Genomic DNA, 18,354 nt, shown 5'->3' with positions numbered 1-18,354 from the left:
TTCCCTTGAAAACTGCAATCGTCATCGGCTCGGGTTTCGGGGGGCTCGCGCTTGCCATCCGGCTGCAATCGGCAGGCATCCAGACTACCATCGTGGAAGCACGGGACAAGCCCGGCGGCCGCGCTTATTATTGGGAGCGTGACGGGCATGTCTTCGACGGCGGCCCGACGGTCATCACCGATCCCGATTGCCTCAAGGCCCTGTGGAAACTGTCGAACCAGAAGCTGTCCGACGATGTCGACCTGGTGCCGGTCGATCCCTTCTACGCGCTCGATTGGCCCGATGGCGTACGGTTCGACTACACCAATGACGACCAGCGCCTGTTCACGCAGATCAACAAGCTCAACCCCGACGATGTCGAGGGCTACAAGAAGTTTCTCGATTATAGCGCGGGCGTCTTCCACGAAGGCTATGAAAAGCTCGGCACCAAGGCATTCCTGAGCCTTGGCGATATGCTCAAGGCTGCGCCGAGCCTCGCCAAATACCAGGCCTGGCGCAGCGTCTACTCTATTGTGGCGCAATATGTGAAGGAGCCGCACCTTCGCCAGGCGCTGAGCTTCCACACCTTGCTGGTTGGCGGCAATCCGATGACCTGTTCCTCGGTCTATGCGCTGATCCACAAGCTGGAGCGCGATGGCGGCGTCTGGTTCGCCATGGGCGGCACCAATCGCCTGATCGCCGGCATGGTTGCCCTGTTCGAGCGACTGGGTGGGACGATCCGGCTCGGCGATGCGGTGACCAAGATCGAGACGGCGGGCGACAAGGTCACCGGCGTCACCACCGCCAGCGGCTGGACCGGCACTGCCGATGCCATCGCGTCGAATGGCGACGTCGTCGCGACCTACGGCCTTATCGACCACCCACGCGGGCCCAAGATGCACAAAAAGATGGCGAAGAAGCGCTTCAGCCCTTCGCTCTTCGTGCTGCATTTCGGCCTCGAGGGCACCTGCCCCGATGTGCCGCATCACATGATCATGTTCGGGCCGCGCTACAAAGGCCTGCTCAAGGACATTTACAACAAGGGCAACCTGGCGACCGATCCGTCGCTCTACCTGCACCACCCGACCAAGACCGACCCGTCGATGGCGCCCGAGGGCTGCTCGACCTTCTACGCGCTCGCGCCGGTGCCGCACATGGGCAAGGCGGACGTCGATTGGGACAAGTTCGGGGCGGAATATGCCGAGGTGGTCTACGACACGCTCGAAGAGCGGCTGATCCCCGACATCCGCAAGCGGATCCGGACGCAGTTCCACTATACGCCCAAGGATTTCCAGACCGACCTGTTCGCGCACTTGGGCAGCGCCTTCAGCCTTGAGCCGGTCCTCACCCAGTCGGCCTATTTCCGCACCCACAATCGCGACGACAAGTTGTCCAACCTCTATTTCGTCGGCGCGGGAACCCATCCGGGCGCGGGCATTCCCGGCGTCGTCGGCTCGGCCGAAGCAACCGCGGAGCTGATGCTGGGATGAGCGATCGCGCTGCCCTCGTCGCCGCGGCGAGCGCCATGATTTCCGAGGGCTCCAAGAGCTTTCGCTTCGCCAGCCAATTGTTCGACGAAACGACACGCGAGCGTTCCTGGCTGCTCTACAGCTGGTGCCGCGCCTGCGACGACATTACCGACGGCCAGACGCTCGGCCATGACGCCGAAACGCCCGAGGACCCCGAAGTCCGCCTCGCCTTCGTCAAGGAACAGACCGCCAAGGCGCTGGCGGGCGAGGAAACCGGCCTCGTGCCGTTCGACGCGTTGGGCCTCGTCGCGCGCGAATGCGACATCGCCCATGCCGCGACCGAGCATCACTTGGCAGGCTTTGCACGCGACGCCGCAGGCTGGCGTCCCGAGACCGAGGAAGACCTGCTCTCCTATTGCTATCAGGTTGCGGGCGCGGTCGGCGTGATGATGGCGCAGGTCATGGGCGTCTCGCGCGACGACGGCGATACGCTGGACCGCGCCAGCGATCTCGGTCTCGCTTTCCAACTAGCAAACATTGCGCGCGACATTGTCGACGATGCGCGGGTCGACCGCAGCTACATTCCCAAAAGCTGGCTCGCCGAGGAAGGCATTGCCGCAATCGATCCCGACGATCCGGGTCATGCTCCCATCGTCGCGCGCTATCGCAAGCGGCTCGCCGACATGGCGGACCAATATCGCGAAAGTGCACGTGTCGGCGCGGCGCGGCTGCCGCTGCGGTCACGCTGGGCAATCCTGGCGGCCGCCAACATTTACGGCCGCATTGCCGAGGTTGCGCGCGAAGCCGGCGAAGCCCGCTGGAACGAGCGCATTTCAATCGGAAAGCGTGAGAAATTGCGGCAGGTCCGCCGCGCGCTCATGCAATCGGCGGGTCGTCCCGCTGACTTTAACCGCGACGGGCTCTGGACCCGCCCCGCCCTCGACTAGTCCTGCTGGTCGGAGAGATAGCGCATCAGCTGCGCGAGCGTGCTCTCCATCTGGTCCTGCATCTGGCTGATCAATTCATTCTCGCGCATACCTTCATGGTCGAGCGGCTTGGAATAGCTGTCCGAAAAGGCCTGCAGATCGTCCTGGTCGAACACGCCGCGCGCCACCAGCCGGGCTAGGATCACGAGCAGCCCGTTCGTATTGGCGATCGAGCCCGCGACCAACGCTTCGTCGACCATCGTTAGCCGCTGGTTCTCGGCGTCGGTATCGGAAAGTTCGTCGGTCTCTAGATCGGTCTGGTCGGTCATGTCTTGCAGCATGCATGCTCACGCCTGATTCGGCAAAGCCTCATTCGCCTTGCCGTCGCGACCCCGCAACCGCTAAAGCGGGCGAATGAAGCCGCAAGAGATCCGCGTTGCCCTGTTTTCCGGCAACTATAATTACGTACGCGACGGCGCGAACCAAGCCCTCAATCGCCTCGCCGAATATCTGCTGCGCCAGGGCGTCAACCTGCGCGTCTATTCGCCGACGGTGGACGAGCCCGCCTTCGAGCCGACCGGCGATCTCGTTTCGGTGCCAAGCTTTCCGATTCCCGGGCGCGGCGAGTATCGCTTCGCCTTCAACCTGTCCAAGGGCGTGCGCGACGATCTTGAGGCCTTCAAACCCAACATCGTCCATATCTCCTCGCCCGACTTCGTCGCCGCCAAGGCGGTGAGCTGGGCGCGCGATCACGACATTCCGGCGATCGCCTCGGTGCACACGCGCTTCGAGACCTACCTCCAATATTACCACATGGATTTCCTCGAGCCGGTGCTCCAGTCGTGGCTGCGGCGCCTTTACGGGCGCTGCGAGGCGCTTCTCGTGCCCGCCCCCAGCACTGCCGACGTGCTGCGCGAGCAGGGCATGAACGACAAGATTCAGATCTGGGCGCGCGGTGTCGACCGTGGCCAGTTCAATCCCGAACGCCGCGACATGGAATGGCGCCGCGGCCTCGGCATCGGCGATGATGAAATGGCCATCGCCTTCCTTGGCCGCATCGTCATGGAAAAGGGTCTCGACGTCTTTTCGGAGACGATCGAAGTGCTCGAAAAGAAGGGCGTGGCGCACCGCGTTCTCGTCATCGGCGAGGGCCCGGCGCGCGGCTGGTTCGAGGAGCATCTGCCCGACAATGCCGTCTTTGTCGGTCATCAGGAGGGACCGGATCTCGCGCGGGCACTGGCCAGCGCCGACGTCTTCCTCAATCCCTCCATAACCGAGACGTTCGGCAATGTGACGCTGGAGGCCATGGCCTGCGAATTGCCTGTCGTCGCCATTGCTGCGACCGGCACCAACAGCCTCGTGACGCCTGGCCAGACCGGGCTCGTCGCCCCGCCGGGCGAGATCGAGCAGCTCGCCGGCCATCTCATCGCCTATCAGAACGATCCTGCCATGCGCGCGGCCCACGGCGCTGCGGGCCTGGCCAAGGCCAAGACGATGGACTGGGATTCGATCAACAGCGTCGTGCTCGACGCCTATGCCAACGCAATCCGCGCCCGCGAAAAGGTCAATGCCTGACCTGTTCGGCGAGGCGCCGGCTTCTCCCGATGTCCCCAGCGACAATGCCCCGCTCGCGGATCGCCTGCGTCCGCGCGCGCTCGACCAGGTCGTCGGACAGGAGCATCTGACCGGCGCGGACGGCGCCATCGGCCGCATGGTCGCGGCGGGCAAATTATCCTCGATGATCCTGTGGGGACCTCCGGGCACCGGCAAGACCAGCATCGCGCGCCTGCTCGCCGATGCGGTCGGCCTGCGCTTCGTCATGCTGAGCGCGGTCTTTTCGGGCGTCGCCGATCTCAAGAAGGCCTTCGCCGAGGCCAAGAAGATGGCCGGCGCTGGACAGCGCACCTTGCTGTTCGTCGACGAGATCCACCGCTTCAATCGCGCCCAGCAGGACGGCTTCCTGCCGTTCGTCGAGGACGGCACCGTCACCTTGGTCGGCGCGACTACGGAAAATCCGAGTTTCGAACTCAACGCGGCACTGTTGAGCCGCGCGCAAGTACTGATCCTGCACCGTCTCGACGAGGCGGCATTGTCGAGGCTGCTCGACAAGGCAGAGGCGCTCATCGAGGCCGACCTGCCGCTCGATGAGGATGCGCGGGCCGCGCTGATCGCCAGCGCCGATGGCGACGGTCGCTTCCTGCTCAACCAGGCCGAAACCCTGTTCGACCTGAAGCTCGACGAGAAGCTCGATCCGAAGGGCCTCGCCGACCTCCTGCAGCGCCGCGTCGCGGTCTACGACAAGGATCGCGAGGGGCATTACAATCTCATCAGCGCACTGCACAAAGCGGTCCGCGGCTCCGACCCGCAGGCTGCGCTCTACTATTTGGCGCGGATGCTGACGGCGGGCGAGGACCCGCTCTTCCTGTGTCGCCGCATGGTGCGCATGGCGAGCGAGGATATCGGCCTTGCCGACCCGAACGCGCTGACACAGTGCCTTGCGGCCAAGGATGCCTATGATTTCTTGGGCTCGCCCGAGGGCGAACTGGCGCTGGTGCAGGCCTGCCTCTACCTCGCCAGCGCGCCCAAATCGAACGCGACCTACAAGGCGCAAAAGGCAGCCTTCAGAAACGCCAAGGAAACCGGCAGCCTGATGCCGCCGCAGAATATCCTGAACGCCCCGACCAAGCTCATGAAGGAGTTCGGCTACGGCAAGGGCTATACCTACGACCATGATGTCGAGGGCGGATTTTCAGGCGATAATTACTGGCCTGAGGAAATGGACCCGCAAGACTATTACCAACCGACCGGACGCGGCTTCGAAAAGCGGCTCAAGCAGCGGCTGGACTGGTGGGCGGCGCGGCGCGCGGAAATCCAGAAGGAACGTTAGGACGTCGAGCCGTTGGCTTCCATGACCTCGCGCAAGTCGCGCTTGATCTGGGCACCTGACAAATGCGCGTCCACGTTGAAATGACCTTCTTGTTTCAGTTGCTTGCGGATGTCTTCGATATCGGTGGCTGTCTTGGCCAGCACGAAGGCGCGGCCGACGGTTCCCATTCCATGTTGCATCAATTGACCTACTTTCTGATCGTTATGCTAGCACAACAATTGAAAAGGCTCAAAAATCAGCCATTCTGACGCCATGCACGCCTTTCAATCCTGCATCGCGATAGATTGGTCGGGCGCCAAGGGAAGGCGCCACAAGGGGATCGCCGTGGCCGAAGCGCGCGGCGATGAGGCACCGCAGCTCGTACGTCCCGATCATGTCTGGTCGCGCAGCGAAGTGCTCGAATGGCTATTCGAACGCGCCGCGCAGGAGCGTTGCATCTTCGGCTTCGATTTCAGCTTCGCGCCGCCACTCGTCGAGCGCGGAAGCTACCTTCCCGGTGACGATGTTCCACAAGAAGGCAAGCCCTTCTGGGCCTATGTCGACCAAGTGTCGGAGGACGACGATCTCGGCGCCGCTTCCTTTCTCGAGCAGGTCCATCGCGACCATTTTTATTTCGGCAAAGCCGACGGCGAGAAAGCCCGCTACATGTGGTTTCGCGAGGTCGAGAAGAAGCTGAATGCGCAAGGCGGCGGCAAGGCGGCGACCGTGTATGACGCGATCGGCGCTGCGCAGGTGGCCAAGGCGAGCTTCGCCGGAATGCGGCTGCTCCACCGCGCCAACGATCAGGTCGCCGTCTGGCCATTCGATGCCGTTCCGCACGACGGCAGCCTGATTGTCGAGATTTACGGGCGTCTCTACCTGCGCCGCGCTGGCGGCAGCGGGCGAAAACTACGCGACCTCACATCGCTCAACGACGCGCTGGCGAGGCTCGACAGTCCGCCGGTCCGGCTCCCCGGCGACCCCACCGATCACGAGACCGATGCGCTGGTCACTGCGGCGGGCATGCGGCACGTGTTGCGCCACGAAACACCGTTTGATCCCGATGGCCTCACCCCGCGCATCGCGCGCACTGAGGGCTGGACCTTCGGCGTCGTTTAGGACAAAGAGCCGCGCACGCGGATCGCCGGATTAGCTCAGCTGGTAGAGCAGCGGTTTTGTAAACCGAAGGTCGCGGGTTCGACTCCTGCATCCGGCACCGCCGCCTCCCCGCAAAAAAGAAGGGCCCGCCATCTTCACGATGACGAGCCCATCCCCTGTTAGCTTTGAGAGCCTTAAAAGCTCGTGCGCACCGTCGCGCGGATGTCGCGGCCCGCCAGGGGCACGAAATCCTTGGTGAAGCTGGCATGGCGCCGCGCTTCGACATCGAACAGGTTGTTGGCCTGCAGGATGAAGACGGTTTCGCTATCCTCGCCGCCCGGACGCCAGGTGGCGACGGCGTTGACGAGGGTGAAGCTTTCGGTCGGCAGTTCGAACTGCGCGACATCGTCCTGCTCGGCGAAATATTCGACTTCGCCTCGGAGCTCGACATTGCTGTAGCCAACGCTGACACCGCCAAGCAGGCGAAGCGGCGGGATGCGCGGGACGTTCGACCCGTCGCTGAGCTCCGCCTTCACATAGTCGCCGACGAAATCCACGCCGACGCGAACGTCGTTCCCACGGTAGACAATGGCCGAGGCTTCGACTTCGAGGCCCCAGAAATCGGCATCCTGCTGCATGTACTGGAAGACCGGCAGCTCATCCTCTTCCTCGCCCGTTTCCATCTCGTAGATGAAATCGTCGAACCAGCTAGCCCATGCGGTCGCCGAGACGGCAACATCCTGGCCTTCGTAGCGGGCAAACAATTCGCCGCCGAGGCTGCTTTCGATTTCGAGGTCGGGATCACCGATCTCGAACGCCTGCGTGGCGATGTGCGGACCGTTGGAGAAAAGCTCCTCGGCGCTCGGCGCACGCTGCGTGTAGCTGCCGTTGATGCCGACCGTCAGGTCCGGTGTCGCTTCATAATTGGCACCCAGCGCGCCGCTCCAGGCGGTGAAATCGCGGGTCGTACCAAGCGATTCATGCTCGGTAACGTCGACGCGGATCGCGCCTTCGACGCCGAGGCGGTCAGGCTGATATTCCTGCAGCGCGAAGAAGCCGTAGGCATCCGTCTTGTTGGGCGGCAGGAAGGCCTCGGGGCCGATCGCTTCGAAGTCGCGATAATAATATTGCGCGCCGAAGGCACCATGCAGGCCGTCGCGGTCGCGCTGCTTGAGAACCACGCGGCCTTCAATGCCTTCGGAATTGAAGACGGTGCCGACTTCGTCACCTTCAAACTCGATATGATTGTAATCGGCAAAGGCGCCGCGGAAGGTCACGCTTTCGAAAAAGCCGTCGAGATTGAGCTTGAGGCGCGCATCCCAACGCTCCTGGCGAAGGTCGATCGAGACGAGCTCCTCGCCTTCCTCTTCACCCTCTTCCTCGCCTTCTTCCTCACCCTCTTCGCCATGGTGATGACCGGCACCCGGGCGACCCGGAATGCCATAATCGCTGTCGAAAATGCTGTAGCTGAAGCCGACTTCCAAATCGTCGCCGACATAGCCGATGCCGGCCGAGGCCGACCATTGCTGGTAGCCGCTATTGGGCAGTTCGCCGCGCAGGTTGGCGGCTTCTTCCAGCTCTTCGGCTTCCTCGAATTCGCCTTCTTCAAATTCCTCGGCCGCCTCTTCGAGCAACTCGGCCCGCAGCGCCGGGCTGACCAGGAAGCCACCGGTCTGGAGATCGTCGCCGCGCGTCCAGCTGGCGTCGCCATGAAGGACCCAATTGCCGCCGAGATTGAGATCGAGCGCGCCGCCGAGCATGGCGCCTTCATCGGCACTGCGCACACCGGCAAGCGCGTCGAAGTGAACGGGTTCGTCACCTACCGTGCGCGGGATGCGGCGATCGATCACGTTGACCGCGCCGCCGATCGCCTGGCCGCCGAATAGCAGCGAGGCCGGACCGCGGATGATCTCGACACGTTCGGCCGAGAGCGGATCGATCGTGGTCGCGTGGTCGACCGAGGTGTTGGCGACGTCGATCGAACCGATGCCGTCATTGAGCACGCGCACGCGCTCTCCCGAAAAGCCGCGAAGCACAGGACGCGACGCGCCCGGCGCGAAACCGGTTGCCGACACGCCGGCCTGGCGGGTCAGCACGTCACCGATTTGCGGTTCGGCATTGCGCGTGAGTTCGGCGCCTTCGACGACGGTCGAGCCTGCGAGCAGGTCGAGATCCTCGATGACATGGCCGGTGACGAAGATGCGTTCGGCTTCTTCGTCCTGCGACGGAACCGGTTGGACTTCGGCCCCGTCCGTCGTGACGGCGGGTTCGGTGGTGGGCGCCTGGGGCTGCATGGCAGCGGCAAGCGCGGTGCTCGCGAGCAGAAAATGTGTCATGCCGGGCGAAATAGATGTAACTTTGTATCGTATCAAGCACAGCTTCGACGAATTGTTGCGATTCACGACGAATTGACGGCGTGGGGCGACGAAAAAGGGCCCCGGCGCGATGCCGAGGCCCTCTTCTTGCGCGAATAGGGAAGTCAGGTCCGGGGCTTAGGGGTCGATCCCCGCAGCAATGGCTTCCAGCTTACGCACCCGCTCACGCAAATCGGCAATCTCGATCATGCCGCCCGCAGGGGCCAGATCGGCGTCGATCTTGTTGTCGAGTTCTGCGCGCTTATACTCCATCCAGTTGGTGAAGGCGCGCAGCCCTGCATGAGCGGCCAGAGCGGTGACGGCGAGTACCGACAGGCCGGTCAGGGCAATGCTCATCGGATCGGTCATCAGGCATCTCCCTTCTGGTCGGCGCTGCCATTTTCCTCCTTGGCAGCCGCTTTCTTGGCATCGACCTTGGCACGCAATTCTTCGATCTCGCGGGCCAGTTTGTCGCTGTCATGGCTGTTGAGGTGGTGGTCGATCGCCATCATCCGGCGGTCATTGTCATCGAGCTTGGTCCGCATGTCGTGGACCGAACCGCGCACCGGCTTGTACTGGTCGCGGTCGCGCGAGGCGCCGCCTTCCAGCTCCTTGCGACGCATCAGCGTGTAGTAGATGCCGCCGATGATATAGGCGCCGACCGCCAGTTCCCATTCGATGAAAAGGAAGGTGAAGAGGAAGGCGATGCGCAGGAAGGTGGGATCGACCTTCAGCTGTTCGCCGAGCTTGGCGCAGACGCCGGCCAGTTTCCGGTCCTCGCGCGCGAAGCTGTATTTGTAGATCTTCTTCTTGTTGCTCATCCCTGTTCCCCTTTGCCCGACTTGCGGGCCTTCTTCATTTCTTCGAGCGCTTCGAGGGCGCGTTCCTCGGCCTTCAGTTCGGCAAATTCGTCCTCGAGGCTCTTGATGCCCATGCCCATCGCGTCGGCATGACCCTCGGCGACGTCGGCGCGGCGCTCGAGCTGGTCGAAGCGCGCGAAGGCCTCTTCGGTGCGCTCACCATAAAGCAATTCGCGGGCGCGGGCACGGCTCATCGCACTCTCGATGCGGTTGGCAATGCTGGCCTGGCGCGAACGCGCTTCACCGAGCTTGTTCTGCAGCCGCTGGATATCGGCCTCATAGCCCTTGAGCAGTTCCTCGATGCCCGACATTTCTTCGGCAATGCCGCCGATCATGTCGTTCACCTTGGCGCGCTCCATGAGCGCCTGCTTGGCAAGGTCCTCGCGGCCTTTCTCAAGCGCCAGCCCGGCACGCTCTTCCCATTCATTGGAAAGGCGTTCGAGGCGGTGATGCGCCGAGCGCATTTCCTTGAGATCGGCAATGGCGCGGGCAGCAGTGGCGCGGGTCTCGGCCAGCACTTCTTCCATTTCCAGGATGATCATGCGGATCATCTTGGCCGGATCGTCGGCACGCTCGAGCAGGTCGTTCACATTGGCGGCGATGATATCGCGTGCCCGGGTGAAGATCGGCCCGTTGAGCATGGCGCCCACCGGGGCGAGCGGGTTCATCCGCTTGGCCTTGGGCGCGCTGGTCACGCCGACAATCGGCTCCAGCTTGCGCACCCGCTTCTTGGGTTTGGCTTCGATGGGGGTCAGATCAGGCATAGACGCTGGCCTGGATCGGGCTCGCCACCGCATCGGTCGGCGCGACGGTGGCACCGATGGTGATGACGCTCATCGCGATCGCGGCAAAGCCGGCAATCAGATGGCGGTGGAAATTCGTACCGAACATTTTCTGTCTCCCTTTATTCGCATCGTCCATCGCGTTGGACGTGATGCAAAGACAGATGCACAGGGTGTGCCAAATGAAAAAATCCAGTAAAATCAATGTTGCTCTAAGCTTTCGACCCGCCGATGGTGGAAAATCCCACTGGCTGTTGGGAGATTTTCCCACGACGAAATGCGGAGCCGGACGGCGGATCATGCGTTGGTAGGGCAAGACACATATTTAGGAGTACCGACATGCTTGCACGTTCGATTATCACTGCCGTCGCCGGCAAACGCCTTGCTGCCACGCTGGGTGGCGGCGCGCTGGGCGCAGCGGCAACCGCCGCCCTGCCCTTCATCGCCAAGCGCGGTTTCGCCCCGCTCGGCGCCGCGCTCACCGCCGCATGGGCCGCGCGCAAGGGATACGACTATTATCGCGCCCGCAAGGCCAAGCAGACCTATCCGCAGGACGAGGCTGCGGTGGCGACGCCCGCCTAGGCTCTAATATCTATTGAGTAACGAGCGGCGCTCAGTCCCTAGGACTGGGCGTCGTTTTCGTCTTCGAGGTAAGGCTCAACCTTGCCCTTCAGCTTGATCGTCATCGGATTGCCGAAGCGATCGCGGCTCTTGCCCGCAGCGATGCGGATCCAGCCTTCGGACAGGCAATATTCCTCGACGCCGATCTTCTCGACGCCGTTGAACTTGATGCCGACACCGCGGGCCAGCAATTCGCCGTCGAAATACTCGCTCTTGGGGTCCATCGACAGGCGGTCGGGAAGTTCGCTCTTTTTCTCTTCGCTCATGGGCCCTGCCTTTGCCGAGCCGAGCGCCCGGCGTCAATCATGCCGTTTGTCGAAGCGGCAATTGCCGTTCCCAGCCAAGCGGGCCATAACCGCGCGCGAAACACCTATTATCTGGGGGACAAATCCATGAAACTCGCATTCTCGCTGCTCGCCAGCGCAGCCCTTATCGCCACGCCTGCTTATGCCCAGCAGGAGCGCGAGGAAGGCGCTGAACCGATCATCACCGAAGATACGGGCGCGCCCACCGTCGACGAGATTGCCGAGAATGAGGATTGGGACGTCACCGCGACCGAAGGCCCCGGCCGCAATGTGACGATCAACACGTCGAAGGGCACGTGGATGAGCCTCGACGTCTCGCCCGACGGCCGCACCATCGTCTTCGACATGCTCGGCGACATCTACACCATGCCGATCAGCGGCGGCACTGCGCGCAACATTTCGAGCGGCCACCAGTGGGACATGCAGCCCGTCTTCTCCCCCGACGGCAGCGAAATCGCCTTCACCTCCGACCGCGCCGGCGGCGACAATCTGTGGGTCATGAAGGCCGACGGCTCCGAACCGCGCCAGGTTTCTGACGAAAGCTTCCGCCTGCTCAATCAGCCTGAATGGACGCCCGACGGCGAATATGTCGTCGGCCGCAAGCATTTCACCTCGTCGCGTTCGCTGGGCGCGGGCGAAATGTGGCTCTACCACGCCTCGGGCGAAGGCAGCGGGCTGCAGATGACCAAGCGCCGCACCGACCAGAAGGATACGGGCGAACCCGCATTCTCGCCGGATGGCCGCTACCTCTATTATTCGGACGATGCCACGCCCGGCGAAGTGTTCGAATATTCCAAGGACGTGAATGGCCAGATCTACGTGATCCGCCGCCTCGATCGCCAGACCGGCGAGATCGAGACGCTCGTCTCGGGCGCCGGCGGTGCGATCAGCCCGACGCCCTCGCCCGACGGCAAGAGCCTTGCTTTCATCCGCCGCATCCGCGCCAAGTCGGTCATCATGATCATGGACCTCGACAGCGGCGCGATCCGTCCCGTCACCGACGTCCTCGACCGTGACATGCAGGAAACCTGGGCCGTGCACGGCGTCTATCCCAACATGGAATGGACCCCCGACGGCGACAGCATCGTCTTCTGGGCCAAGGGCGGCATCCACCGCGTCGATGTGGGCAGCGGCGCGGTCTCCGAAATCCCCTTCACCGTCAATGATACGCGCTGGGTCGCCGATGCGGTGCGTCACCAGAAGCGCGTAGGCGAACCGACCTTTGAGACCAAGGCACTGCGCTTCGTGAGCGTCAGCCCCGATGGCGACCGCGTCGCCTTCGAAGCGCTCGGCAAGATCCATGTGCGCGACCTCTTGTCGGGCCGCACCCGCGCGATCACCGGTGACACCGACTGGCGCCAGAGCCACCCGACCTGGAGTGCCGACGGCCGCCAGATCGCCTGGGTCGAATGGGACGATACCGAACTCGGCCGTATTCGCGTCGCCCGCGCCGACGGCAGCCGCGCCCGCACCGTCACCACCGTGCCCGGCCACTATTTCGACCCTGCTTTCTCGCCTGACGGCAACCGCATCGTCTATCGCAAGGGCTCGGGCGGCTACATCACCAGCCCGCTCTACAGCCGCGATACCGGCCTCTATGTCGCCAACCTGTCGGGCGGCGATGCGATGAAGGTCGCCGAGTTCGGCGCCTCGCCGAGCTTCAGCGCCGACGGGTCGCGCCTGCTCTACCTGAGCCGCGAAGGCGACAAGACGGCATTGAATTCGATGGACATCATGACGCGCGAGGAGCAGACGCACCTCACCAGCACCAATGCCGGTGACTTCCAGCTATCTCGCGACGGCAAGTTCGTCGCCTGGACCGAGCGCTTCCAGACCTATGTCGTGCCCTTCGTCCAGACCGGCCGCACGCTCGACCTGTCGCCCTCGGGCGGCGGTGTTCCGCAGGTCAAGGTCACGACCGATGTCGGCGAATGGGTGCAATGGGGCAATGACGGCGCGCTCTACTGGACCGAGGGCCCGAACCTCTACAAGCGCTCGATCAATTCTGTCGGCGACGTCACCGAAGCCGATGCCATTGAGGTCGCCAACCTCGCCGTGACCGCCAATGCGGTCGAGGGCGACGAGCGCTACGTCCTCTCGGGCGCCAAGATCATCACCATGAATGGCGACGAAGTGATCGAGAATGGCGCGATCATGATCGAGAATAACCGCATCGCCGCGGTCGGCCCGCTCGCCGCGATTAGCTGGGAAGCCGGCACCCGCGTCATCGATGTCAGCGGCAAAACCATCATCCCCGGCCTCATCGACGCGCATTGGCACGGCCCGATGGCGACCGGCGGGGTCATCCCGCAACAGAATTGGGCGCATGCAGCCAGCCTCGCGCATGGCGTCACGGCGGTGCACGATCCGTCCAACGACACGACCAGCGTGTTTGCAGCGGCCGAGCATCAGAAAGCGGGCCTGATCCTCGCCCCGCGTATCTTCTCGACCGGCACCATCCTCTATGGCGCGACCACGGCCTTCACCGCCGAGATCGACAGCGTCGAGGATGCCCGCTCGCACCTGCGTCGCTTGAAGGCCAAGGGCGCGTGGAGCGTGAAGAGCTATAACCAGCCGCGCCGCGACCAGCGCCAGATGGTGATCCAGGCCGCGCGTGAGCTCGAGATGGACGTGATGCCCGAAGGTGGCAGCCTGTTCATGCACAACATGACCATGGTCGCCGACGGCCACACTACGATCGAGCACGCGCTGCCGGTGCAGAACATCTATGATGACGTCCTGCAGATGTGGGGCGGCCAGGGTGTGAAGACGGCCTACACGCCGACGCTCAACGTCGCTTACGGCGGTCCGTGGGGCGAGATGTGGTGGTACCAGACGACCGACGTCTGGGCCGACCCGATCCTCAACAAGTGGGTCCCGCGCGGCATTCTTGACAGCGCTGCGCGCCGCGGCACCTTCTTCCCTGAAGAGGAAAACAATCTCGAACAGGTCGCCGAAGGCGCGCGCCAGCTCAACGAGCGCGGCGTGATGGCCAATATCGGCCCGCACGGCCAGCGTGAGGGACTGGGCGCGCATTGGGAAATCTGGACCTATGCGGAGCTTGGCGACATGAGCAATCTCGACGCCATCCGCACCGCCACGATGAACCCGGCGATCAGCCTCGGCCTTGCCACCGATCTGGGTTCGATCGAGCCCGGCAAGCTGGCCGACCTCGTCATCCTCGACAGCGATCCGCTCGAGAATATCCGCAACTCGGCCGATGTCGGCATGGTGATGCAGGGCGGCATCCTCTACGACAGCAACCTGCAGGTCGTGGCCGGCGGCCAAGGCGGTCTCGAGCCCTTCTGGTTCCAGGATGGTGCGGGCGAGGGCTATACGGCCAATGCCGAAGTCGTTGGCGCCCACGAGCACTAAGCCTTCATTTTTGCCTGCATTGACGTTACGGGGGCGGCGACAGGATCGCCGCCGCCCGTTCGGGCGTTAGCGGCAGGAGAGGTAAAGAATGGCCCGAGACGAAAAGCGCCCCAATCGGCCGGCGCTGAAATTGCACGTTCCCGAACCGCCTTATCGACCGGGCGACACCCCCGATTATTCCAATATCGAGGTGCCCGCGGCCGGTGAGGCCCCGCGCCCCGACAGTGCGTGCGACGACAAGGAAACGATTCCGCTGACGACCCACCTCGTCCGCGTGCTTGACGACGACCACAAAGCGGTCGGCCCATGGGACCCCAAGCTGAGCGTCGATGTGCTCAAGAAGATTTACCGCGACATGGTCACGGTCCGCGTCTTCGATGACCGCATGTATCGCGCCCAGCGCCAGGGGAAGACCAGCTTCTACATGAAGTGCACCGGCGAAGAGGCGATCGCGATCAGCGCGGCCGCAGCGATGGATAGCGAGGACATCCACTTCCCGACCTATCGCCAGCAGGGCCTGCTCGTGTATCGCGGCTATCCGCTGGTGAAGATGATGTGCCAGATCTATTCGAATGCCGGCGACCACATGAAAGGCCGCCAGCTACCGATCATGTATTCGGACAAGGAGAAGGGTTTCTTCTCCATTTCGGGTAACCTCGCGACGCAATATCCGCAGGCGGTCGGCTGGGCGATGGCCAGCGCGATCAAGGGCGACAGCCGCATCGCGATGGGCTGGATCGGCGACGGCGCGACGGCGGAAGGCGACTTCCACGCGGCCATGACCTTTGCCTCGGTCTACCAGGCCCCGGTCATCCTCGCCTGCGTCAACAATCAGTGGGCGATCTCGAGCTTCTCGGGCATTGCCGGCGCCGAACAGGCGACCTTTGCCAGCCGCGCCGTCGGCTACGGCATGGCGGGGCTGCGCGTCGACGGAAACGACGTGCTCGCCGTTTATGCCGCGACCCGCTGGGCCGCCGAGCGCGCGCGGTCGAACAACGGACCGACCTTCATCGAATTCTTCACCTACCGCGCCGAGGGACATTCGACCTCCGACGATCCGACCGGCTACCGCCCCAAGGAAGAAAGCGAAGCCTGGCCGCTGGGCGATCCGGTCCTGCGGCTCAAGAACCACCTCATCGCGCTCGGCGAATGGGACGAGGATCAGGACAAGGGACAGGAAGAGGAACTCACCGCCATGGTCCGCGCCGCGCAGAAGGAAGCCGAGAAGCTCGGTGTCCTTTCCGACCAGGGCGACGAGGGCAAGGAGACCATGTTCGAAGACGTCTATGCCGATATGCCCTGGCACATTGCAGAACAGCGCGACGCCGCGCTGAAGGAGGGCGAATAATGCCCGCAATGAACATGATCCAGGCGCTGAACGACGCCCACAAGGTCGCGATGCGCGCCGACGAGGATATCGTCGTTTTCGGCGAGGATGCTGGCTATTTCGGCGGCGTCTTCCGCGTGACCGAGGGCCTGCAACAGGAATTTGGCAAGCAACGCGCGTTCGATGCGCCGATTTCGGAAAACGGGATCGCCGCCACCGCGGTCGGCATGGCCGCCTATGGCCTCAAGCCCGTCATCGAAATCCAGTTCGCCGACTATATCTACCCGGCCTACGACCAGATCGTCAGCGAAGTCGCCAAGATGCGCTATCGCACCGCGGGCGAATGGACGATGCCGATGGTCATCCGCTCGCCCTATGGTGGCGGCATTTACGGCGGCCAGACCCATTCGCAGTCGCCCGAAAGCCTGTTCACGCATATTGCGGGCCTGAAGGTCGTCGTGCCCTCGACGCCCTACGACGCCAAGGGCCTGCTGCTCGCCGCGATCGAGGATCCCGATCCCGTCATCTTCTTCGAGCCCAAGCGCATCTATAACGGCCCCTTCGGCGGCCATCATGACCAGCCGGTCGAGGCTTGGGCCAAGCGCCCCGAGGCCGAAGTGCCCGAGGGCCACTATACCGTGCCGCTGGGCAAGGCGAATGTCGTCCGCGAGGGCGAAGCGCTGACCGTGCTCGCCTATGGCACCATGGTCCATGTCGCCAAGACGGCGATGGAAGAGGCCGGCATCGACGCCGAAATCCTCGACCTGCGCACGCTCGTGCCGCTCGACATCGAAGCGATCGAGGCTTCGGTGAAGAAGACCGGCCGCTGCCTCATCGTTCATGAAGCACCGCGCACTTCGGGCTTCGGCGCCGAGCTAAGCGCGCTGGTCACCGAACGCTGCTTTTATCATCTTGAAGCGCCCGTCGAGCGCGTGACGGGTTGGGACACGCCCTACCCGCACAGCTACGAATGGACCTATTTCCCCGGCCCTGCCCGGATCAAGAAAGCTCTTGAGAAAGTGATGGCTCAATAATGGCTATTTTCAACTTCAAGCTCCCCGACATTGGCGAAGGCATTGCCGAGGCCGAGATCGTCGACTGGCACGTCAAGGTCGGCGACATGATCGAGGAAGATGCGCACCTTGCCGACATGATGACCGACAAGGCCACCGTCGAGATGGAAAGCCCGGTCGCGGGCAAGGTCGTGAAGCTGGCCGGTGAAGTCGGCGATATGATCCCCATCGGATCGGTGCTGGTCGAAATCGAGGTCGAGGGCCAAGCGCCCGCGCAGGAAGATGTCGCGCCGGTCGAGAGCCAGGACGAAGCCCCAATGGCCGACGGCGCCGAAGAACCAACCGAAGCGCAGGAAGAAGAAATCCCGACCGTCGACGTCGAGGAAAAGGCCCCCGCGCCCGCGCCGGAGCCCGAACCCGAGCCCGCCCATAGCGGCGAGAAGGTGCTCGCTTCGCCGACCGTGCGTCAGCGTGCGCGCGATCTCGGTATCGACCTGTCGGAGGTGAAAACCACTTCCGACCGCGTCCGTCACGCCGATCTCGACGCCTATCTCCTCTACAATGGCGGCAGCGTCAGCCATGGCGGCGGCGCGCCGCGCAAGGACGAGACCATCAAGGTCGTCGGCATGCGCCGCAAAATTGCCGAGAATATGCAGGCAGCCAAGCGCAAGATCCCGCATTTCACGCTGGTCGACGATTTCGACATGACCGCGCTCGAGGAAACGCGCGCCATGATGAATGCCGATCGCGGCAATCGTCCCAAGCTGACCGTCCTGCCCTTCATCATCACCGCGATGGCCAAGGCGCTGCCCGATTTCCCGATGCTCAATGCGACCTATGACGATGATGCCAATGTCATCACCCGCCACGGCCCGATGCATCTCGGCATGGCCGCGCAGACCGACGCCGGCCTGATGGTGCCGGTCATCAAGGATGCGCACGGAAAGTCCGTGTGGCAGCTCGCAAGCGACATCAACCGCCTCGCCGAGGAAGCGCGTTCGGGCAAGATCGCCCGCGACGACCTTCAGGGCGCGACGATTTCGCTGTCTTCGCTCGGCCCGATGGGCGGCATCACCTCGACCCCTGTCATCACCCCGCCGCAGGTCGCGATCATCGCCGTCAACAAGATGCAGGAACTGCCCGTCATCGAGGATGACGAGCTGGTGGCGAAGAAGAAGATGAACCTGTCGCTGTCGTGCGACCACCGGGTGGTCGACGGCTGGGATGCGGCAAGCTTCCTCCAGCACCTGCGTACCTTCATCGAGAACCCGATCCGGTTGCTTTCGGCCTAGGGCTTGCCAGCCGCCTCCCCGCGGCGCATGCTTAATCCTTGTTAAGTTGCGTATCGCATTGCGACTCAACTGGCAGGGGGACAGCCA

At 63.4% G+C, this 18,354-nt stretch carries 18 protein-coding genes and 1 tRNA gene; 11 read left to right on the top strand and 8 right to left on the bottom strand.

Going from position 1 to position 18,354, the window contains the following annotated elements:
• The first annotated feature begins 5 nt into the window (after positions 1-5).
• Both NDO55_RS00240 and NDO55_RS00235 read left to right on the top strand, forming a co-directional pair.
• On the top strand, positions 6-1,469 hold the full coding sequence (locus NDO55_RS00240) for a phytoene desaturase (protein WP_252111277.1): 1,464 nt from the start codon (positions 6-8) through the stop codon (positions 1,467-1,469).
• Positions 1,466-2,395, top strand: coding sequence for a phytoene/squalene synthase family protein (locus NDO55_RS00235; protein WP_252111275.1), 930 nt, complete (start codon positions 1,466-1,468; stop codon positions 2,393-2,395). Before NDO55_RS00240 ends, NDO55_RS00235 begins: the two co-directional genes overlap by 4 nt.
• Here the strand turns inward: NDO55_RS00235 and NDO55_RS00230 are convergent.
• Positions 2,392-2,703, bottom strand: coding sequence for a hypothetical protein (locus NDO55_RS00230; RefSeq protein WP_252111273.1), 312 nt, complete (start codon positions 2,701-2,703; stop codon positions 2,392-2,394). The genes NDO55_RS00235 and NDO55_RS00230 overlap by 4 nt on opposite strands.
• An 85-nt stretch (positions 2,704-2,788) precedes the next feature.
• On the opposite strand from NDO55_RS00230, the gene NDO55_RS00225 reads away from it, so the two are divergent.
• Complete coding sequence (locus NDO55_RS00225; protein WP_252111272.1) at positions 2,789-3,949, top strand: glycosyltransferase family 4 protein; 1,161 nt, start codon at positions 2,789-2,791, stop codon at positions 3,947-3,949.
• Positions 3,942-5,261, top strand: a complete 1,320-nt coding sequence (locus NDO55_RS00220; protein ID WP_252111270.1) for a replication-associated recombination protein A — start codon at positions 3,942-3,944, stop codon at positions 5,259-5,261. Before NDO55_RS00225 ends, NDO55_RS00220 begins: the two co-directional genes overlap by 8 nt.
• Here the strand turns inward: NDO55_RS00220 and NDO55_RS00215 are convergent.
• On the bottom strand, positions 5,258-5,440 hold the full coding sequence (locus NDO55_RS00215; protein WP_252111268.1) for a hypothetical protein: 183 nt from the start codon (positions 5,438-5,440) through the stop codon (positions 5,258-5,260). The two genes, NDO55_RS00220 and NDO55_RS00215, sit on opposite strands and share 4 nt — an antisense overlap.
• A gap of 73 nt (positions 5,441-5,513) precedes the next feature.
• Between NDO55_RS00215 and NDO55_RS00210 the strand changes: the two genes are divergently transcribed.
• Together NDO55_RS00210 and NDO55_RS00205 are read left to right on the top strand one after the other, a co-directional pair.
• Positions 5,514-6,359, top strand: coding sequence for a hypothetical protein (locus NDO55_RS00210; RefSeq protein ID WP_252111266.1), 846 nt, complete (start codon positions 5,514-5,516; stop codon positions 6,357-6,359).
• A gap of 24 nt (positions 6,360-6,383) precedes the next feature.
• Positions 6,384-6,456, top strand: a tRNA-Thr gene (locus NDO55_RS00205).
• A 76-nt stretch (positions 6,457-6,532) separates the two neighbouring features.
• Here NDO55_RS00205 and NDO55_RS00200 read toward each other — a convergent pair.
• From NDO55_RS00200 to NDO55_RS11925, 5 genes are all read right to left on the bottom strand, one after another.
• A complete protein-coding gene (locus NDO55_RS00200) occupies positions 6,533-8,674 on the bottom strand; it encodes a TonB-dependent receptor (protein ID WP_252111264.1) in 2,142 nt (713 codons plus the stop codon).
• Positions 8,675-8,830: 156 nt separating this feature from the next.
• Complete coding sequence (locus tag NDO55_RS00195) at positions 8,831-9,061, bottom strand: light-harvesting protein (protein WP_252111262.1); 231 nt, start codon at positions 9,059-9,061, stop codon at positions 8,831-8,833.
• Positions 9,061-9,513 (bottom strand): PspC domain-containing protein, encoded by a 453-nt coding sequence (locus tag NDO55_RS00190; RefSeq protein WP_252111260.1) that lies wholly within the window; start codon positions 9,511-9,513, stop codon positions 9,061-9,063. The genes NDO55_RS00195 and NDO55_RS00190 overlap by 1 nt, the downstream gene beginning before the upstream one ends.
• Positions 9,510-10,316: a PspA/IM30 family protein gene (locus NDO55_RS00185; protein ID WP_341869953.1), complete on the bottom strand. Its 807-nt coding sequence runs from the start codon at positions 10,314-10,316 to the stop codon at positions 9,510-9,512. Before NDO55_RS00185 ends, NDO55_RS00190 begins: the two co-directional genes overlap by 4 nt.
• Positions 10,309-10,443, bottom strand: coding sequence for a hypothetical protein (locus NDO55_RS11925; RefSeq protein ID WP_279639070.1), 135 nt, complete (start codon positions 10,441-10,443; stop codon positions 10,309-10,311). Before NDO55_RS11925 ends, NDO55_RS00185 begins: the two co-directional genes overlap by 8 nt.
• Positions 10,444-10,673: 230 nt before the next feature.
• Here NDO55_RS11925 and NDO55_RS00180 point away from each other — a divergent pair, with 230 nt between their 5' ends.
• Entirely contained in the window at positions 10,674-10,916 is a 243-nt protein-coding gene (locus NDO55_RS00180) for a hypothetical protein (RefSeq protein ID WP_252111258.1), read from the top strand.
• A 38-nt stretch (positions 10,917-10,954) separates the two neighbouring features.
• On the opposite strand, the gene NDO55_RS00175 is transcribed toward NDO55_RS00180, so the two are convergent.
• Positions 10,955-11,221 (bottom strand): DUF3297 family protein, encoded by a 267-nt coding sequence (locus NDO55_RS00175; RefSeq protein WP_252111256.1) that lies wholly within the window; start codon positions 11,219-11,221, stop codon positions 10,955-10,957.
• A 126-nt stretch (positions 11,222-11,347) separates the two neighbouring features.
• Here NDO55_RS00175 and NDO55_RS00170 point away from each other — a divergent pair, with 126 nt between their 5' ends.
• The 4 genes from NDO55_RS00170 to NDO55_RS00155 all read left to right on the top strand — a co-directional run bounded on the left by NDO55_RS00170 (position 11,348) and on the right by NDO55_RS00155 (position 18,267).
• Positions 11,348-14,635 (top strand): amidohydrolase family protein, encoded by a 3,288-nt coding sequence (locus NDO55_RS00170; RefSeq protein WP_252111254.1) that lies wholly within the window; start codon positions 11,348-11,350, stop codon positions 14,633-14,635.
• 88 nt (positions 14,636-14,723) lie between these two features.
• A complete protein-coding gene (locus NDO55_RS00165; RefSeq protein WP_252111253.1) occupies positions 14,724-15,983 on the top strand; it encodes a 3-methyl-2-oxobutanoate dehydrogenase (2-methylpropanoyl-transferring) subunit alpha in 1,260 nt (419 codons plus the stop codon).
• An 8-nt stretch (positions 15,984-15,991) separates the two neighbouring features.
• Positions 15,992-16,996 (top strand): alpha-ketoacid dehydrogenase subunit beta, encoded by a 1,005-nt coding sequence (locus NDO55_RS00160; protein ID WP_252115472.1) that lies wholly within the window; start codon positions 15,992-15,994, stop codon positions 16,994-16,996.
• Positions 16,996-18,267: a dihydrolipoamide acetyltransferase family protein gene (locus tag NDO55_RS00155; RefSeq protein WP_252111251.1), complete on the top strand. Its 1,272-nt coding sequence runs from the start codon at positions 16,996-16,998 to the stop codon at positions 18,265-18,267. Before NDO55_RS00160 ends, NDO55_RS00155 begins: the two co-directional genes overlap by 1 nt.
• The last annotated feature ends 87 nt before the right edge of the window (positions 18,268-18,354 follow it).

This window comes from Sphingomicrobium sediminis, from assembly GCF_023805295.1.
GTDB classification, from domain to species: Bacteria; Pseudomonadota; Alphaproteobacteria; order Sphingomonadales; family Sphingomonadaceae; genus Sphingomicrobium; species Sphingomicrobium sediminis.
Note: the sequence above shows the minus strand (reverse complement) of the source record. Positions and strands in the feature narration are given on the sequence as shown.

Excerpts from the sequence above, each read along its gene's own strand:
- NDO55_RS00185 (WP_341869953.1), bottom strand. The coding sequence starts at position 10,316 with ATGCCTGATCTGACCCCCATCGAAGCCAAACCCAAGAAGCGGGTGCGC.
- NDO55_RS00225 (WP_252111272.1), top strand. The coding sequence starts at position 2,789 with ATGAAGCCGCAAGAGATCCGCGTTGCCCTGTTTTCCGGCAACTATAAT.
- NDO55_RS00235 (WP_252111275.1), top strand. The coding sequence starts at position 1,466 with ATGAGCGATCGCGCTGCCCTCGTCGCCGCGGCGAGCGCCATGATTTCC.
- NDO55_RS00180 (WP_252111258.1), top strand. The coding sequence starts at position 10,674 with ATGCTTGCACGTTCGATTATCACTGCCGTCGCCGGCAAACGCCTTGCT.
- NDO55_RS00190 (WP_252111260.1), bottom strand. The coding sequence starts at position 9,513 with ATGAGCAACAAGAAGAAGATCTACAAATACAGCTTCGCGCGCGAGGAC.
- NDO55_RS00210 (WP_252111266.1), top strand. The coding sequence starts at position 5,514 with ATGCACGCCTTTCAATCCTGCATCGCGATAGATTGGTCGGGCGCCAAG.
- NDO55_RS00175 (WP_252111256.1), bottom strand. The coding sequence starts at position 11,221 with ATGAGCGAAGAGAAAAAGAGCGAACTTCCCGACCGCCTGTCGATGGAC.
- NDO55_RS00155 (WP_252111251.1), top strand. The coding sequence starts at position 16,996 with ATGGCTATTTTCAACTTCAAGCTCCCCGACATTGGCGAAGGCATTGCC.
- NDO55_RS00230 (WP_252111273.1), bottom strand. The coding sequence starts at position 2,703 with ATGACCGACCAGACCGATCTAGAGACCGACGAACTTTCCGATACCGAC.
- NDO55_RS00165 (WP_252111253.1), top strand. The coding sequence starts at position 14,724 with ATGGCCCGAGACGAAAAGCGCCCCAATCGGCCGGCGCTGAAATTGCAC.
- NDO55_RS00200 (WP_252111264.1), bottom strand. The coding sequence starts at position 8,674 with ATGACACATTTTCTGCTCGCGAGCACCGCGCTTGCCGCTGCCATGCAG.
- NDO55_RS11925 (WP_279639070.1), bottom strand. The coding sequence starts at position 10,443 with ATGTTCGGTACGAATTTCCACCGCCATCTGATTGCCGGCTTTGCCGCG.
- NDO55_RS00160 (WP_252115472.1), top strand. The coding sequence starts at position 15,992 with ATGAACATGATCCAGGCGCTGAACGACGCCCACAAGGTCGCGATGCGC.
- NDO55_RS00195 (WP_252111262.1), bottom strand. The coding sequence starts at position 9,061 with ATGACCGATCCGATGAGCATTGCCCTGACCGGCCTGTCGGTACTCGCC.
- NDO55_RS00170 (WP_252111254.1), top strand. The coding sequence starts at position 11,348 with ATGAAACTCGCATTCTCGCTGCTCGCCAGCGCAGCCCTTATCGCCACG.
- NDO55_RS00220 (WP_252111270.1), top strand. The coding sequence starts at position 3,942 with ATGCCTGACCTGTTCGGCGAGGCGCCGGCTTCTCCCGATGTCCCCAGC.
- NDO55_RS00215 (WP_252111268.1), bottom strand. The coding sequence starts at position 5,440 with ATGCAACATGGAATGGGAACCGTCGGCCGCGCCTTCGTGCTGGCCAAG.